This window comes from Clostridium fessum (assembly GCF_003024715.1).
Lineage (GTDB): Bacteria > Bacillota > Clostridia > Lachnospirales > Lachnospiraceae > Otoolea > Otoolea fessa.
The window spans coordinates 21628-39470 of the sequence record NZ_PYLO01000004.1 but is presented as its reverse complement, the minus strand read 5'-3'; the positions used below and the strand labels follow the sequence as shown (position 1 = coordinate 39470).

15 protein-coding genes are annotated in these 17843 nt (G+C 46.4%); 4 read left to right on the top strand and 11 right to left on the bottom strand.

Annotated features, from left to right (window positions below; translation table 11 throughout):
- Positions 1-81: 81 nt before the first annotated feature.
- The 4 genes from C7U56_RS11500 to htpG all read right to left on the bottom strand — a co-directional run bounded on the left by C7U56_RS11500 (position 82) and on the right by htpG (position 4794).
- Positions 82-924, bottom strand: coding sequence for a DegV family protein (locus C7U56_RS11500; RefSeq protein ID WP_107001336.1), 843 nt, complete (start codon positions 922-924; stop codon positions 82-84).
- A gap of 273 nt (positions 925-1197) precedes the next feature.
- Positions 1198-2265: a CPBP family intramembrane glutamic endopeptidase gene (locus C7U56_RS11495; RefSeq protein WP_181357233.1), complete on the bottom strand. Its 1068-nt coding sequence runs from the start codon at positions 2263-2265 to the stop codon at positions 1198-1200.
- Between the two features lie 48 nt (positions 2266-2313).
- A complete protein-coding gene (locus C7U56_RS11490; protein ID WP_107001334.1) occupies positions 2314-2580 on the bottom strand; it encodes a putative signal transducing protein in 267 nt (88 codons plus the stop codon).
- A 210-nt stretch (positions 2581-2790) separates the two neighbouring features.
- Complete coding sequence (gene htpG / locus C7U56_RS11485; RefSeq protein WP_107001333.1) at positions 2791-4794, bottom strand: molecular chaperone HtpG; 2004 nt, start codon at positions 4792-4794, stop codon at positions 2791-2793.
- A gap of 356 nt (positions 4795-5150) precedes the next feature.
- On the opposite strand from htpG, the gene C7U56_RS11480 reads away from it, so the two are divergent.
- Positions 5151-5645 carry a DUF5721 family protein gene (locus C7U56_RS11480; RefSeq protein WP_107001332.1) on the top strand — a complete coding sequence of 165 codons (495 nt, stop codon included), beginning with the start codon at positions 5151-5153 and terminating at the stop codon, positions 5643-5645.
- Positions 5646-5688: 43 nt separating this feature from the next.
- On the opposite strand, the gene C7U56_RS11475 is transcribed toward C7U56_RS11480, so the two are convergent.
- Positions 5689-6555, bottom strand: a complete 867-nt coding sequence (locus C7U56_RS11475) for a MurR/RpiR family transcriptional regulator (RefSeq protein WP_107001331.1) — start codon at positions 6553-6555, stop codon at positions 5689-5691.
- A 254-nt stretch (positions 6556-6809) separates the two neighbouring features.
- On the opposite strand from C7U56_RS11475, the gene C7U56_RS11470 reads away from it, so the two are divergent.
- The 3 genes from C7U56_RS11470 to C7U56_RS11460 all read left to right on the top strand — a co-directional run bounded on the left by C7U56_RS11470 (position 6810) and on the right by C7U56_RS11460 (position 10419).
- Complete coding sequence (locus tag C7U56_RS11470; protein ID WP_233430262.1) at positions 6810-7652, top strand: carbon-nitrogen hydrolase family protein; 843 nt, start codon at positions 6810-6812, stop codon at positions 7650-7652.
- The gene (locus C7U56_RS11465) at positions 7653-9221 is read left to right on the top strand and encodes a BCCT family transporter (RefSeq protein WP_107001330.1); all 1569 of its coding nucleotides are present in this window, start codon (positions 7653-7655) and stop codon (positions 9219-9221) included. It begins immediately after the preceding gene.
- Between the two features lie 250 nt (positions 9222-9471).
- On the top strand, positions 9472-10419 hold the full coding sequence (locus tag C7U56_RS11460; RefSeq protein ID WP_107001329.1) for a DMT family transporter: 948 nt from the start codon (positions 9472-9474) through the stop codon (positions 10417-10419).
- A gap of 92 nt (positions 10420-10511) precedes the next feature.
- Here the strand turns inward: C7U56_RS11460 and C7U56_RS11455 are convergent, their stop codons facing one another.
- The 6 genes from C7U56_RS11455 to C7U56_RS11430 all read right to left on the bottom strand — a co-directional run bounded on the left by C7U56_RS11455 (position 10512) and on the right by C7U56_RS11430 (position 17608).
- Positions 10512-11894, bottom strand: a complete 1383-nt coding sequence (locus C7U56_RS11455) for a sodium/glutamate symporter (protein ID WP_107001328.1) — start codon at positions 11892-11894, stop codon at positions 10512-10514.
- A gap of 146 nt (positions 11895-12040) precedes the next feature.
- Positions 12041-12898: a DUF6282 family protein gene (locus tag C7U56_RS11450; protein WP_107001327.1), complete on the bottom strand. Its 858-nt coding sequence runs from the start codon at positions 12896-12898 to the stop codon at positions 12041-12043.
- Between the two features lie 3 nt (positions 12899-12901).
- A complete protein-coding gene (locus C7U56_RS11445) occupies positions 12902-13867 on the bottom strand; it encodes an alpha/beta hydrolase (RefSeq protein ID WP_107001326.1) in 966 nt (321 codons plus the stop codon).
- 259 nt (positions 13868-14126) lie between these two features.
- Positions 14127-15299 carry a M14 family zinc carboxypeptidase gene (locus C7U56_RS11440; protein WP_107001325.1) on the bottom strand — a complete coding sequence of 391 codons (1173 nt, stop codon included), beginning with the start codon at positions 15297-15299 and terminating at the stop codon, positions 14127-14129.
- A gap of 347 nt (positions 15300-15646) precedes the next feature.
- Positions 15647-16783 carry a sodium ion-translocating decarboxylase subunit beta gene (locus C7U56_RS11435; protein WP_107001324.1) on the bottom strand — a complete coding sequence of 379 codons (1137 nt, stop codon included), beginning with the start codon at positions 16781-16783 and terminating at the stop codon, positions 15647-15649.
- A 435-nt stretch (positions 16784-17218) separates the two neighbouring features.
- Complete coding sequence (locus C7U56_RS11430) at positions 17219-17608, bottom strand: Asp23/Gls24 family envelope stress response protein (RefSeq protein ID WP_107001323.1); 390 nt, start codon at positions 17606-17608, stop codon at positions 17219-17221.
- Positions 17609-17843: the final 235 nt, after the last annotated feature.

Below are 17843 nucleotides of genomic sequence, written 5' to 3'. Positions count from 1 at the left end.
TGTATGCTTCATTTTTCCTCAATCAATCGCAGCTGTCCGGCGTTTTCCACCTTTCCAGCTGTCATCACCCACTCTTTCTCCCTACAGTGTCATAACGATTCCGCCGTCGCCCGCATATACGGTTGCAACGCCAGCCGTATTCGTGATCACTACCTCACGGAAGTTTGCCCGTTTACACATGATCTCCTTCACGTGCTTAGCACGTTCCGGGTTATTACAGTGTGCGATCACCAGACGTTTGCTTGCGGTATCGCCGCCCTCTTTGCACGCAATCTCCGCCATCCGGTCGAGCGCCCGGGTCATGCCGCGCGCCTGATCAAGCTTGATGATCGTACCGCTGTCCGCGCCCATAACCGGCTTGATATTCAGCGCCGACGCGATAAAAGCCGTCAAACCGGTCAGACGGCCATTTTTCTTTAAGAAATCAAGCGTCTCAATGACGAAATACGTGTTCATCGAATCCCGATATGCCTCCGTCTGCCTGCAGATCTCCTCAAACGGAAGACCTTTCTCGCACAGATCCCGGATGAACAGCGCAATATTTAACTCGCCCGCCGACGCCGACAGGGAATCAATGACTGCAATCTTCTTCCCGTCCGTTCCGTTCTCTTCCTCATAAAGGCGTTTTGCCAAAGCCGCCGAGTTGTAGCAGCCGCTCAGATGGTTCGAAAGCGTTACCACGAAAATATATTCTGCCTCGCCCTCAAATGCTTCCTTGAAGCTCTCCGGCGATGGACACGCCGTCTTCGGGCACTCGGGACTTGCCTTTACCTTTGCCAGAAACTCCTTCTGGTTAAATGTCTCATCATCCGTTACCTTGTAATCCCCTATCTGCAGGGTCAGCGGAATCATCTGAAAATGCGGATCCAATTTCAGTTCCTCCGTCAAATCCATGCAGCTGTCACCAATAATTTTATATAACATAACGTCCTCCCGTTACGCAATTCACATCACGTAGTATTCATTACTATTTATTATAGTAATCACACAGTAGGAAGTCAAGCATAATCCCGTGAAATACATACTGAAATACATGACAAACACATGAACAGTGTTACTGTTCACGCACACGTGCCCAGTAACAGATTTTACCGTGGCTTCGCATTTAAATACAACTAATTCCTGCTGCCACCACGTTATCTTACGGCACTTTCACTTCCAAAAGTGCCTGCTTGTGAACAGCAGCTGACCACCACATCATCTCGACAAGAAAAACGCCATCGTAATCAAACTTACCAGAATAAATGCCACTGTCCCGAGATTCCCATACATTGCCCCACATATATTGCGGAATTTCACTCCCTCTTGGAGTGCCCCATCGGACAGCCGGATTTTCCGGAAATTGAAAATCAGCAGAACAAACGCCCCGATGATCGTGCAGCCCATAAACCCGGTCATCAGAAACGTGATAAACAGCGGCAGCAGCGTATCCTGTGTTCCAAGCATCGCTATCACTAACGACCAGCTGTTGATCAGAATATGCAGCAGACAGTTATAACGCATCCGTCCCGTCTTCACCGCCACATATCCCAGAACCACGCCAATCACCGCCGCATAGAGAAACTGCGTCACATTTCCGTGCATCAGACCAAACATCAGCGCCGTGTAGGTGATCGCCGCCTTATCGCCAAAACGGCGCAATCGGTTTAAAAGTTTCCATCGAAAGATATATTCCTCAATAATTGGTCCTAAAAACCCTACATATAAAATCATTACCGGCGAGAGCGAATCCAGCATCTCGTTGACCGGGTTCATCGCGGATGCATCGCCGCCGCTACTTGCCGCCACCGCATCATTGATTGCATTTCCCAGCAGGTTAAAGATAGTTCCAAATCCCTGTGCCAAAATAAAAAACATACAGAACTGCAGGAAACTAATCTTCATTTTCTCTGCCCGTTCTTCCGGGACAAGGCGCAGAATTAAAAATACGAATGGAAGAACCAGCGCATAGATGACCAGCGTGCTTCCGCCGTCCTCATACCACGCTGCATTTACCATCCGGTTCAAAAACGTACTGATCACGCCTCCGTCCGCCCATACGTTGCCAGCCACTTCCAGAAGTATGCTGACAAGCACCGTCATCACGCTGAAAAATGCCAGCGCCCAGCCGAGGACATTGCAGACACGGCGCACCTCGCGGCGGCAGTTTTTTCGGATTTGTTTCGGACTCTGAACCGCATTCTGCAGCTCAGGTTCCGTTTGCAGACCATTTTCTTCTGCCTCCCGCTGCCAAAGATCCGATTCGTTCCAGTTTCCCTCTCCCATTTTCTCTCCTTCGTCATTCAGGCCTTTCATTCCCAGAAAATACCTGTTTTATCTTCCGGCGCTTTCTATCACACGGCGCGCCTTTTCCTCCTCTGCTTTCTGCACATAAAACAGATATTCCCGTTCCGATGCCGCATTTTCTCCCGCACTTCCCAGCCTCGCCCGCTGATTGCCGGAAAGCCCGCCCGATTTCAGACGGTTCTGCACCTTGACCTGATACTCAATTCCCGCCTGTTCCAGCTGCTCCCGGATCGCCGCCTGCCGTTTCATATCAAACGTCGCGCCAACCTGTTTCCATCCTCCGATTCCAAACATACACGCACCTCCCCGTCAAATCTGAAAAAACCTTGCTAAGTGCTCCTATTCTATCATAAATACTAAATTCGTGAAATAGTGAATCCCATTTGCTCTCTTACGACAGGTAATAAAAGAGCTGCCACATTTACGTGCAGCAGCTCCGTTATTATATTATATATGATATTTTAACATATTTTCCTATATAAAACAGTCCTAAACCAGACGCCCTTAGTTCAGCATCATACCCATAATCTCATTCGACCGTGCGATAAACTTTGTCATGCGCTCCGGTGTCAGGGAACCGTGGCTGAGCTGTGCCAGGTCGTAGAGCTGTTCGCAGATCTTCGGCGTATTCTCGCCATCCGTGTGCTCTAAGACGTACTGAACGAGCTTGTTGTTCGCGTTGAGTACCAGCACCTGACCGCTGCCGCCGAACATCGACGCGTCCATGCCCATGTTGTACATCTTCATCATATCCTGCATACGGCGTGTTTCCTCCGACAGGGTGATCATCGAAGAAATCTCAGCATCCTTCAGCTTCTCAACCTTTACCTGCAGCTTATCATCGCCCAGTGCTTTCTTGAAGGTCTCTGTCAGCGTCTCTTCCTGTTTCTTGAGCGCTTCCTTGTCCTCTTCCTTCACTTCCTCGCGCAGCGTGTCATTGACATCGGCATCAATACGCAGGAATTTCAGGTTCTCATGCTTCTGCTCTTCCTGGCTGATGAATGGATTATCAATGCTGTGAGACATGATGATCGCATCCTGTCCGTTTGCCTTGAACATGTTGATGTACTGGCTCTGCTCTTTCTCATTTGTTACATAGTAGATCTGGTTCTCATGACCTTCCTCTTTCGCCTTATCCATGCAGTCTTTCAGCGTCAGATATTTTCCGTCCAGGTTCTTGTAGATGATGTAATCATCCATCTTCTCAGCAAATTTCTCATCCTTTAAGCAGCCAAATTTGATGAACGGAGCAATATCATCCCAATATTTCTCATATGTCTCCCGGTCAGTCTTGCACATACCGGTCAGCTTGTCCGCTACCTTCTTGGTGATATAATCGGAAATCTTCTTTACAAATCCATCATTCTGCAGCGCACTTCTCGATACATTCAACGGCAGATCCGGGCAGTCGATCACGCCCTTTAAGAGCATCAGGAACTCCGGAATGACTTCCTTGATATTATCCGCGATAAATACCTGGTTATTGTACAGCTTGATGGTGCCCTCAATGCTCTCGTACTCCATGTTGATCTTCGGGAAGTACAGAATACCTTTCAGGTTGAACGGATAATCCATGTTCAAATGAATCCAGAACAGCGGTTCCTTGTAATCCATAAATACCTTGCGGTAAAATTCTTTGTATTCTTCCTCGGTACACTCGTTCGGATGCTTGTTCCACAGCGGGTGAATGTCATTCAGTGCCACCGGACGTTTCAGGATCTTATATTTCTCGGTTCTCGGAGATACCTCCACGGTCTCTTTTGTGCCGTCCTCTTTCTCCTTTTCCTCGGTCTTTGCTTCCTCGACCACCGTCTCAACGATGGTGTCCTTGTCGGTCAGCTGATCCTTCTCGATCGTCTCATACTCCGGCTCTGCCGTTGCATTTTTCAGGTAAATCTCAACCGGCATGAAAGAGCAGTACTTCTGGATGACTTCACGTGCGCGATACTCATTGCAGAACTCAGTGCTGTCTTCATTTAAATAAAGGACAATCTTGGTACCATTGCCTTCCTTATCGCCCTTATCCATCGCAAACTCAGTGCCGCCCTCAGACTCCCAGTGAACCGGCTCTGCGTCTTTCTTATAAGAAAGAGTATCGATCGTAACCTTGTCCGCTACCATGAATGCAGAATAGAAACCTAAACCGAAATGACCGATGATCTGGTCTTCGTTTGCTTTGTCCTTATATTTTGCCAGGAAATCCTGTGCACCGGAAAATGCGATCTGGTTAATGTACTCTTCCACTTCCTCGGCAGTCATACCGATACCATTATCCTCGACGGTGATCGTCTTGTCCTCGGAATTAACGGTAACCTGAATCTTATACTCCGTATCCCCCGGCTCCTCATACTCGCCCATCAGCGCCAGCTTTTTCAGCTTCGTGATCGCGTCGCATCCGTTGGAAATCAGCTCACGATAGAAAATATCATGATCGGAATAAAGCCATTTCTTAATAATCGGGAAAATATTCTCGCTGTTGATTGATAAACTTCCTGTTTTTGCTGCCATATCTATACACTCCTTTTGATTGCAAAATACAGTGGATATCCGCTCCCGGAAATGGAGTCTGGCAGTTTCACTCTGCCGCGTCCAATCCTGCTATCCAGCTACATAAATATACGCTTGTAAAATTCTTTTTTTGTGATTTTCCATCACCGTGACTCTTATTTTAATACCAGCGTTCCAAGATGTCAATAGAAAATTAGCACTCATTTTTGTTGAGTGCTAATAAGATTTTAAAATTCTCCGTCTTGCCAATAAGAAGTCACTTGCGTCCCCTTCCCGCCTGCGATAAAATAGAATCTACGTTATTGTTTCTACATCACACAGAAAATAACGAATTTACCATCTCAGCGAGGACACATATGATTGCCTGCAATATCTGTGATATAAAATTATTTACCAAGAAACTGTTCATCGGAGAGACATTTGACCGCTTTCTGCTCAAGGAAGCGGAGATCGTGACGTTCAACACCTTCTCCATCGACGGACGCGTCCATAAAAGCTTTTATTCCGAAGAAGAGCGTGCCGAGGGGCAGATTGAAGAATATTCAACCTGGAAAACTCTGCGCCCGTTCTGTTTTTCCCTAATAAAAGGAAAAAAGCTTCCGGAGCGCTTCTCCATCATTTTGAAGCTTCCGAAAGCTGCCACCGAACAGTTTCTGACCGCCCGCAAAAGCCAATGGCTCCCGGAGCAGGTCGGCGGACTGTTCTTAAATATTCATTATGAAAACCAGCATTTAAGCTGTGTCACCGGGCTGTCGCTCAACCAATTTACGTTAGACAAGACGCTGGAACGCGAGTGGGACGAGTCGATCCGGACATTTTTGCGAAAAGAAGAGCTGCCGTTTGAGGAATAACGGCAGCCCTGTTTTATCGGAATTTCCAGTTACACATCTTCGATTAATTCTCCCAGAGAATCAGTCCATTGTCATTCAATGCCTGTTCGATCTTTTCAATATTCTTCGTGGATTCCGGTGCGGTCCGTCTTCCCAGTTCACTCATGAGCGCCTCCGTTACCAGCATCAAAGCAGTATCACCGCTCGGATGGTTCACAGAATTCGTATCAATCACTACATCTGCGATCTTTACCAATGGATTTAAGCTTGTATTTGTGATCAGTATCATCGGGATTCCCAGGTTATGTGCTAACTCTGCCACACGAATCGTCTTTTTCGTACATGGCCAGACCGAATACACTAAAAGCACATCCTTCGGCGTCGTATTGATTGCAATCCGGTCATAGACAAACTCTTCCTCCCGGCTGAGCTGGCGGATATGCGGATAAAAGCGCTCTGCCACATATTCAAAATACAGCGCCAGCGCCTTGCTGGAACGCATTCCCAATATATAGAGCTGATCTGATTCCAGCATCAGCTGGATTGCCGCCTCAAACTGGGAAATGTTTGACGGCGTACAGAGATTTTCAAGCACCTGGATTCCGTCCGCGATCGCCATATGGAACGTATCCCGGCTCGCCGTCTCCGAGGTACGGGAAAATTCTTGCCGCAGGCTACGGTACGGCGTTGTATTTTTCAAAAGCGATTCCTGTGCCAATGCTTTCTTAAATGTAGTGTAGCTGTCAAAGCCCAGAAGCTGTACCAGACGCATGACCGTCGTGCTTCCCACACCCGCATTTTCCGCCAGTTCCGCCACCGTCATCACGCCGATCTTTTCATAATTCAGCGCCAGATAATTGCAGAGAATTCTCTGTTTTTTCGGTACGGCGTCCTTGATTTTTATGATCTGTTCCAATACTTCATTGCCCATCGTTTATCCTCATTCATTCCAAGATTCTCACTCGATTTTCGTTTGGTTTTATTATATACTTTCCTTAGAAATTCGTCAATTTGACATTTGTTTTTCGTCAAAGCAGACAAATTTCGGAGGATTTCTTTGTAAAAAAGGTAAATTTTATTCTTTATTATTGTATTTTGGTTGATTTATTCCTTTACAAATTCTATAATCATATCATAAATGTCGTTTATGGAATAAATATTCTATTTTAGGAAGGGGATACTCAAATGCAACAAACTCGATCACCTTACCAAATCGCCATGCTCCAGATGAACTGCGATTTGTTCCATGTTTCTAATAATCTTGACAAAGCAGAGAAACAGATCCGGGAAGCAGCCGCTCACGGGGCAAAATTGATTTGTCTGCCAGAGGTATTTAATGTCGGCTATCTCGGCACCTGCATCCCAGATATGATGAAGCTCGCCGAAATCGAAGATGGACCTTCCTTGACACGGATGCGTAGTCTGGCAAAGGAACTTTCAGTCTTTATTCTGGCTCCGATTCTTTTTTCCACCCCATCTGGAGTCGAAAACTCTGCTTTTTTGATCGATGATACCGGCACGATTCTCGGGCATTATTCAAAAACGCATCCCGTCGGAGACGAACGAACTTATCTGCAGCGCGGCACCCAGTACCCGGTCTTTGAGACAAAACTCGGAAAGATCGGCGTCGTCATCTGCTACGACGTATGCTTTCCAGAAACCGTCCGCCTGCTGACACTGGCCGGTGCCGAACTGGTTTTAGTCCCGGCCGCATGGCGCGCCAGCTACTATTTCAAAGAATGGTGGGATTTAAACCTTGCGTGCCGTGCCCTGGACAATCTTGTATACATAGCCGCAGTCAACCGCTGTGGATTGTCCGGCGATGAGATCTTCGCAGGAAAAAGCCAGCTGGTAAGTCCTATTGGAGAACGGATTGACAGCTGCGGCGTCCAGGAAGAAGCTATTTTATATGGAAGCGTTGATTTAAACCGGATTGCAAAAGAACGTGATTTTAATACCGTTCTGACCGACCGCCACCCGGAGGACTATCGTCCTATCTGGGATACACCCTACAAGGAGGAATCATAAATGACTGATAAAAATGCTAAAAATGAAAACTCAAAAATTCGCATCATGACCTTTTTCCCGCCATTTATTATTCTGGTCGCGTTCCTTGTTTTAAGCCTTGTCGATCAGGAAACTTTTCTGGGAGTCATCAATAATATCAACAACTGGATCATCAAAAATCTCGGCTGGGCTGCCAGCATTCTCGCCCTTGCAATCGTAATCGTCGCCGTTGTTGCCATGTTTTCCAAATTTGGCGATGTACGAATCGGCGGTGAGGACGCCAAACCAGAACTGAGCAATTTTTCCTGGTTTACTATCGCCCTTACAACGACCATGGCAGCCGGTGTCCTCTTCTGGGGACCAGGAGAACCGATCGCACATTACGCGTATCCGCCGACCGAATTATACGGCGTTGAACCTTCTACCAGCGGTTCCCTGAAATTTGCCATGGAAACCATGTTCCTTCACTGGACGATCGTTCCGTATTGTATGTATACGGTTCCGGCTGTTGTATTTGCTTTCATGTATTATAACGCAAAAAAGCCGTATTCCATCGCCAGTGAAGTTTCCCCTCTTCTGGGCGACCGCTGCTACCATCCTCGCTGGATGCAAACCATCGACGCAATCACCTTATTTGCCATCGGCGCCGGTATGGCTGGTTCCGTCGCACAGGCATTCATGAATATTTCCGGCGGTATCTCTAAAATATTCGGTCTTCCGTCTAATGCCCGACTCTGGTTTATGGTTGGCATCGTGGTTGCAGCCGTTACCGTTGCAACTGCTGTTTCCGGTATCCAGAAAGCCATGAAGCACGTTTCCAATATCAATGTATACGGCTTTGCCATTTTCCTGATTTTCCTGCTGGTATTTTCAAATGCCTCCTTCCTGTTCAACCTCTCTACCGAGGCATTGGGTGGTTTCGCAGGTACCTTTATTGAACGTATCTTAATCACCGGTGAATCCGTTGGAACCCAGTGGCCGCAGTGGTGGACCACGTTCTACTGGTTCAGTTGGATGGCATGGGCACCGACCTCCGGAGCTTTCATGGGACAGATCGCTTATGGACGCAAGGTAAAACACGTTCTTGGATTATATGTAGGTCTTTGTGCTTCTGTCAGTGCTATCTGGATGGTTTTAGTCAGCGGTACTTCCCTGTGGGTACAGACCTCCGGACTGTTCGACCTCGTTGCATCTTATGACCGCGGTGTTGAAAATGTTCCTTATGATATGTTAGGCGCACTTCCACTTGGAAATCTGATCATCCCGTTATTCGTGGTTCTGATCTTCCTCAGCACCATTACCGCCTGCAACTCCAACTGCATCGCCATGGCTGGTATCTCTACACAGGGCATCAACCCAGACTCCCCGGACTCCCCGATGTGGTTAAAGCTTGTATGGTGTGTCGTTCCGATGGCAGTCGGCTATATCATGATCGCAACCGTTGGTGTCAATGGTGTCAAGATCATCGCAAACTTCGGCGGAATGTTCGCCGCCCTCATCATGATCGGCGCAACCGCCAGTCTGGGAATTCTGATTAAAAATTATAAGAAATTTGACAAAACAGACGCTGGCAGTTCTGATAAGGCATAGCCTTTCAAATTAAAAACATTCACATAAAATTTAAAAACATAAAAAATAAAGAAACCTCTGCAATTCTTCCTTGATTACAGAGGTTTCTTTAACATATATTTCCTATATTGAACCATTTATCATTATATCATAAGTACTAAATTCAGCTTTCGCCTTTGGCTCGGCTTCATTAAGTGCTTAGATATGACTCGCACTAAGTTCGAAAACACCTCACTAAGTGCTCATATTATATCATATTGAAAGGGATGTCATGAAATTTGCACAAACTAATCCAATCTTGGGAGCTATCCTATACAATTTCTTATTCGGTATCTCTTATTTACCGCTAAAAATCTTAACTGCACGCCTAAATGGAGATACTGCACTACTAATTGCGCTTCGTTTTGCAATCTGTCTTGTGATACTTTACGCCTTAAAACATACCGGACGAATTCATCTGCGTTCTCTTCGTGATATGGGCATATCTATTCTTCCTATCTGTATTTTCCAGCTGCTTAATGGCTTTTTTGAAACCACCGGCATGTGCTTCTATCCTTCTGGGAAAGCAAGTGTGGTTCTGGCATTAATCCCGCTAATTACCACCTTACTTGCCATTCCGTTTTTCCATGAAAAGCCCTCTGCAGGACAATTTTTCTTTATTCTTCTTAGCTTTTTAGGTGTTTTCATTGTTGCCGGAAATTCTGAGGATAAAGCTGCAACCGTATGGGGCTTTTTCCTGTTGTTGATGGCTGCCTTTATGTCCTCCTCCTTAAATCTCTGTATCCGGAAGCTCGGAAACCATCTGACACCTCTGGACATTACCTATGCCATGAGCTTCGCTATGTTTGCTATTTATGGAAGTATTTCTCTGATAAAGCACCTGGTTTCTAACGAGCTCACCGAATTATTTCGTCCGCTCTCGGATCCTGTTATCATCGGCTGCCTTCTTGCCTTATCCATTGGCTCCTCACTTTATGCATCAGCACTGCGGAATGTAATTTTTACCCATATGACCATGGCTACTGCATCCAGCTTCAGCGGCATCTCCACTGCTACAGCTGTACTTACAGGCGTTATTATTCTGAGAGAGCCTTTCGGCTTCCGTGAATTCTTTGGTCTTGTACTCGTACTTCTGGGGATCTGGGGTGTCAATGCACTTCACCATAAAAATGGGAGATTTTCTTCCTCCCATCATTCTCCTTTATTTCACCTACATTAAATAAACTTCCGAGGCGAATTTTCTATCAATAAAAAATGTGTGGCTATTCATTTTCATGTCCAACCACACATTTTTTCATAATATACGAAAACTTATTTACTCATAACTTCTGCTTCGCCTTCCCGAAGCTCATTCATCTTCTCCTTATGTACACCAAAGCATTTTGCACATATCAGGAAAAGTACCACCGCTATTCCCGTCTCAATCGCACCAACTGCAATACATCCCATGGAAACCGCCAAAATTGGTGTAAATGCAATGATAAACACCTCAATCACGGACTGAAGCGTGTACGAATATCCATAATCATTTAACGTTCCGCTCTTTCCTTCCGGGTCTACAATTCGAAGCAGCGTAACACCAATTGCCACAACACCCGTTGTCCATCCAAATACAAAAATAGAACGCTCAAACCAGAAATTTCGGAACAGCTTCTGTCCAACTACAAATACTAAAAACAGGGAGGTCAGCAGTCCTAATACACATAAAAGTAAAATCGGACCTGCAAATTCGAGTACAACAGAAATAGAAATAGATGCCACACCAAAGCCAACCAGATAATCGGTTACCATCGAACCAATCCGTCCTTCCACATGCTCATCAATACTGTCTTTAAAACGAGTATGCCCTATAATCGTGTTAATAATGACACCAAATATCATTGCCAGGCACATAACCGGTAATTCTACATTCGGTAAGAACTGTTTATAAAAATCGTAGAACTTATAACCACACAGTGTTGCAGTCAGCGTGAGTGCAAGATGAAATGCCAACGGATCCATACTCATTGGATTGATGGTTTCTTCTCCCATCGAATTTCTCTTACCTACTGGAACGATTCCTGTGCGGCACTCTTCCGGAAGAGATTCCGCTTTTTCTACCAGACGTGTTCCTCCATGTCTGGTTGCATAGTTAATACAGGCAATTCCTACAAACAAACCAACTAACAGGCCCACGGTTGCAAACGTCTGCCCCAGTACAACGCCATCTTCACGTCCCAGTGAATTGTTAAGTGCCGTTCCAATCGTTGAAGCATAGCCATGTCCACCGCAAAATCCAGATGGCATCAGCAGGGCAATTTCTGTAAATACATTTGGAAACAAAATTTTCATCAGTGCGCCGCCTACCAGCAGTGCAATACCAAAACAGAAAAATTCAGCTCCCATATTGACACAAAAGGAATCGCCCACCTTTGTCAGAATCTGTTTTACATTGGTTTTATCTTTTTTTCCCAGGAACAAACCGCCAAATAATACACATACCAGCATATAAGCATAACTTCCTATTTTACCGCTCCACGGAATCACGTTTAAAAACTGCGGTCCCAGGACAAGTCCCATCAGACCTGCCAGAACAGACGCTGGAATATAAAACATCTGCAAAAATTTTATACGGGAACGCAGGAACTGGGCTATAATCAGCAGCAGCGACATAAATGCAAAATCATATAGAAACGACATATTGGTATATTCCATAGATATCCTCCTTCCAGTACACTATATTATCCCTTACCTTCTTAAAAGTACTTCTCGAAAAAAATAAAAAGGTCAAGAATTCTTATAAGTAAACTTATAATTGATTTTTGACCTTTTTATTTTTTCATATTCAATTATCAAATTTACTATAACTCTCCCAGCACCTTCCGGGGCACCGTATGCGTCATCACATAAATCTCATCTTCCGTGATTCTCTCATCCAGCAATGTCTGCATAAACAACTTCATCGCTTCCACCGGGTGTTCTCTTGAAGTCTGCCCCCGATCCGTTACCATAAAACAGTGTTCTGCTCCGACTACCCGGATATGGTCTGCCATCTCCTGCGCCGTGCATTCCTTTTCTGCCACATTATACCAGCATTTTTCAATATAAACGCCCAGAGCTGCCAGCTGTTTCTGCGTTTTTACATCGACACGCGTCCGCGGAAATTCTGGATGTGTCAGAACCATACGGTTTCCCTGCCGGATTCCCTCCTGACACAGGAGAATACCTTCCTCCGGGCTGATGTGCCCGGTCGCGACTGCCGCATCATACTTTCTGGCAATCCTCAAAATCTCCAAAACCTCCGCCCTCAGCTCCCCTGTTTCGGTCAGGATAGAGATTCCAGAGCGGTCAAAGAAATCTCCCGGCATATTCCCGGAACACAAAGAGTTCTTTGCGTCCCGGGTCGGCATCCACACGATACGGCATCCGCGCTTCATCGCATTTTCAACCGCATATGGATTGAGTCCTCCGACTGGCCAGTTTAACACCAGACCGCCATAGGCTTTCGTACACGAAGCACAGTGGATATTAGCCAGAATTGCCCGCGCAATCGTGGACTCATAGTGAGATTTCAGCATAATTCCTGCCATTCCGGCTCTCCCGGCTTCTTCTAACAGCCCGTAATCATCCAAAACTCGATGAAAGGGGGACGGGGCTGCGTGCATATGGAGGTCATACGCTCCCTGCATTAAATATGCAATCTCTTTTTCTCTGTCCATAGATTATTTCTGTAAACCAAACTGGAATGCTTTCAGATTCTCCTTGTAGAATGCTGCCAGCGCGTCAGCCAGTGCCTGGAACTTCGGATCGTCGTCAAACATCCACTCATTGTGCTTGCCATCTACATAGTATAACTGCTTCGGCTCCTGTGCCAGACGGTATGCTTCTTCCGCCTCTACACGCTGATGCAGCTCGTTATAATAGCCATGACCTACAAAGACAGCACGCGGTGCGATTCTCGGAAGCAGGTCTTCTACGTTGAAACGGATGAAGCTCTCGCCGATTGCAGTGCTCATCGGGGTCGGGAACTCCTCGCCATTATCCTTGTTGACAGAATCGCCGATACCGCCGTTGATCTCTTTTAATACATGGTCTGTATAGAAATCGCCGCTCTCTGTGATGTTCGGATAATCGGTGTACGGATGCATCAGAACCGGATCGTTGGTTGTAATTCTCTTGATACGGTCTTCTCTGAGGCGTGCAACGCTCTTTCCAAACTTATCATTTCCCATGCCGTCACGCATCCAGCGCTCGCCATTTACAAAGCTGTTCAGGGTTGCAATCGCTTTTACTTCCTTGTCACGCGCTGCAACGGTTACGCATACAGCACCGCCGACACCCCATCCAAGAAGTCCGCAGCGTTCCGGATCTACTTCCGGCTGAATCTGCATAAAGGTAAATGCGTTTGCCACGTCTTCAACCTCTGTCTCAAGGGTTGTGTACTTCGGCAGGCATGGATGAACATTCTCACTCGGCTTAAATCCTCTGTAATCGAAGCCCATGCATACAAATCCTCTTGCTGTTAAAGCTCTTGCAAACAGTGCCGGATAGCACTTATTAACGCCAGTCCATCCAGAGTTACACAGAACTGCTGGTCTCTTCTCGCCCTCTTTGTAATCATCCGGGAGATAAATATCTCCTACCATCTTTGCGCCTTCGCTGTAGAATACAACTTCTCTTGTTTTCATGTTGAAATCCTCCATTTCATTTAATTTATTCTTTTTTGTCGGTTATGGAATTTTTGTTCCTTTTGTGATTTTATATTAGATCATGTTGCAGAATTTGTCAACCATATTTTTGAAAAAAGAATGTATTTTCCATTTTGTATAGTTTTAGCTTCCTGTTTTTGTTGATCCGTTCCAAATCTTGAAACAAAAAAGGATGTGCGACCACTTCCAACTCCAGTCGCACATCCTTTTTCTATCTAATCTTCATTTTATTCCATCATCAATGTGTCGCCACATAATATCCCAGCGTTGCCGGGACTGCCTTATTCTGGTTCCAGATCGCCGGATATTCCGAGAAAGATACCGGGCAGGTGGAACGTCCTACCTCGATCGTGATACCAGGGATGCCTGCTGCCTGCTGCAGCCAGTCCTTCAAGCCGCCGACGCCCTTGCTTCCAAGAACGGAATAACCATTCAAGGCATGAACAGCGTTTGCCAGCGCCTTGGACTCTGCCGCTTTCTGGTTGTTCTGCGTATCCCAGTAAATCACATTTCCCATCGCATGATAGTTGATAACCGCATTGAATCCCGTTCCCTGAATCAGGTTCGCGATTGCCTGGCTCTCCGGCTCTGACAGTGGGTTGGTTCCCTTATAACCATTTGCAGACGGATGAGTTAAAGACACATTGATTCCCTCCCAGTTTGCTGCAAAGTTATAGTTCAGATCGACACCGCGTGCATTCGCCTTCCAGCGTCTCATATACTCTTCATAGCTGACCGTTGTCCGGCTGGATGCCTTGTCCGCCGCGTACGCCGCCTGCATCGTCTGGCGCAGTTCCTCCGACTGGATACCATTCTCGCCCATCTGGCTGATCGTAACTCCATCCGGATTCAGCATCGGCACAAAATGAAATGCCACCTGTCCCAATATATTAGAAAGCGGCTGCGTCATATAGGTACCATTATTCGTAAATCCAGCTGCCAGATACTCGAGCTGCTGCATCATCAGCGGTACAACGATATACTCTCTGGCATGAATCGCCCCCTGGAACAAAATCTTCTTGGATGCGTTCGGATTGCCGACAATCACATCGTAGATATCACGTCCGTCCGCCGATTTTCCAATCGATTTCACTGTCACTGTTCCCGGATAACGGCTTGCCAGCGCCGAAATATCGTTTACCATCTGGCTATAGGAATACTTGTCCACCGGATTGACAACCGGATTGGATAACGTCTGATTATAATAGGAATTATCCGCCTGCTGTCCCGCATTCGCGTTCGTGGTTCCCGGACCGCCCGGTCCGATCACTGGTGCTGCCGCTGCCGGATCATCCGCCGGTCCTGCATACGCTGTAACTGCCGATAAGCTGCTGCACACAACTGACAGGGATAAACAAGTTGCCAAAGCGCCTTTTCGCAGCAGGCGCTGAATTTTATTTCGTTGACTCATTCTCATGTCTCCTTCTGGCCCTTTCAAACTCTTACAAACAATGTTTCTATTATAGATTTACCTCTGTCGAATGTCAACGAACTGCATAAAACTGAAAGAAAAAAGAAAGATACTTTTTCCAATTTATATTTTACTTTAACTTACCTAAAATCAGCACCACTGCCGTAATAATCAGGACAACGACGAAAATTCCCGCCATTCCTTTTCCCATAATTGCCAGCGAAATCAAAAAATTATTCCACATCCGATATTTTCCTCCATCTCAATCAGTGCACTGGCTGTCTCTTGATTTTTCATCATTCAAGTGCAGCCTTCCTTTTCCATTTTATCTGCCCGACAGACCTATATTACAAATACTGGCTTACCAGCTTAATAACCAGTCCGCCCGCGATGACCGAGGCGATCTGCCCCGATACATTGGCGCCGACCGCATGCATCAGGATAATATTTCCCTTTTCCTCCTCCATCGCCAGCTTCTGCACCACGCGTGAGGACATCGGGAATGCGGAAATGCCCGCCGCACCGATCATCGGATTGATTTTCGTCTTCAAAAACAGGTTCATAAATTTAGCAAACAGCACACCGCCGATCGTATCAAAGATAAATGCAATCAGACCGATTCCCATAATCAGAAGTGTGTCAACCCGCACAAACGCATCCGCACGCATACTGAACGAAATCGTGATGCCAAGCAGCAGGGTAATCAGGTTTGCCAGCTCGTTCTGTGCCGTCTGGGAAAGTGCCGGAAGCACGCCGCACTCGCGGATCAGGTTTCCAAACATCAGAAATCCGACCAGCGCCACCGATGCCGGAGAAATCAGTCCGACAATGATAGTAACCACAATTGGAAATGCGATCTTGGTCGTTTTGGACACATTTTTCGGACTGTAGGTCATGTGAATCCGGCGTTCTTTTTTCGTCGTCACCAGACGGATCGCAAATGGCTGGATGATTGGCACCAGCGCCATGTAGGAGTACGCCGCCACCGCGATCGCGCCCACATAGTTGGAATGCATGATCTGGGAAACCAGAATGGAAGTCGGTCCATCCGCCGCACCGATGATTCCAATCGATGCCGCATCCCTGAGTTCAAATCCCATCAGCGATGCCGCACAGATCGCAAAGAAAATGCCAAACTGCGCCGCCGCACCAAATAAAAACATGATCGGCTGTGACAGAAGCGGTCCAAAGTCAATCATTGCCCCGATTCCGATAAAGAGCAGAATCGGAAGCGCCTCCGACGCGCTGATCGTCGTCTCAAACAGCCACTGTATAATACCCTGTGTCTCCCCGATGCCCTCCGTCACCTGGTTAATGACGCCGGATAATGGCAGGTTTACCATGATCGCGCCGAATCCCATCGGCAGAAGCAGCGCCGGTTCGTATTCCTTTTTGACCGCCAGCCAGATCAAAAGCCCGCCGATCAGATACATCACAACCTGCTGCGGCGTGATCGCCATGACGCCTTCCCATAAAAATTCCATGTTGTTCCTCCTGTTAATTTTGTTTTCCTTCATAAATATCCTGTTTCCTGGAGCCCCTTGCCAGGATACACCTGCTCTGGCAGCTGTCTTTCTTCGCGCTAGGTATACATCCATGTGAGTGTTTTTGTTTCATAGGACGCTTTTTCCTAATAAAACAAAAAAGACTTTCAGCATACGTTTCATCCACATATGCTAAAAGTCTTGTTCCTCACATTTGAATCATACGGCACACGCTTTTTGTTACAAAAACACACTGCCATCTGACTTACACAAGGCATGTAACCATGAGGTTTACTATCCTCAGGGTCTGTTGGTTACATGGTTATAACTACTCCCTTTTAACGCGATCATCATATCATACGGTTTTTTCCCCGTCAAGGTCAAACTGAGTATTTTGTGTTAAGAAAATGAAAAGCTACGAAAACACGAAACCTGCTATGCTTCCGCCGGCATATTGACACCCGCGATCTTAATATTAACTTCCAGAACCATCAGACCGGTCATATTTTCAATCGCTGTCTTTACTTTGTCCTGCACCTTTTCACTGACTGCCGGGATGCTGTAGCCATATTTCATATTTAAGGACAGATCCACAATCACGTGATCCTCGGTTACGGTCACTTTCACGCCCTTGCTCAAATTTTTCATGCCGAGCTTTCCGACCAGTTCATTTGTGATATTGCCAGCCATCGAATCGACACCGTCTACCTCGGTCGCTGCCAGACCTGCGATGATCGCCACTACCTCATCGGCAATTTTCACTTCTCCAATGCGGTCCTTTTCATATACGATATGTGTGCTTCTATCTTCTGCTTCTCTCGCCATTCCAAATCCCTCCTGACCACTTCCATGTACGCCCGGAATCTTCTCTTCCCACAAAAAACAGATGCTCGAATACTTCCAGAAATACATTTCAATTAAGTGTTTTTATTATACCAAAAATACAGGAGTTTGCAAAGGCATTTCCGGTTCGAATCTCATCCGAGTTACTGTTCACGCATACGTGCCCAGTAACGGAATTTGCCGTGGCTTCGCATTTTAATACGGCAAATTCCTGCTG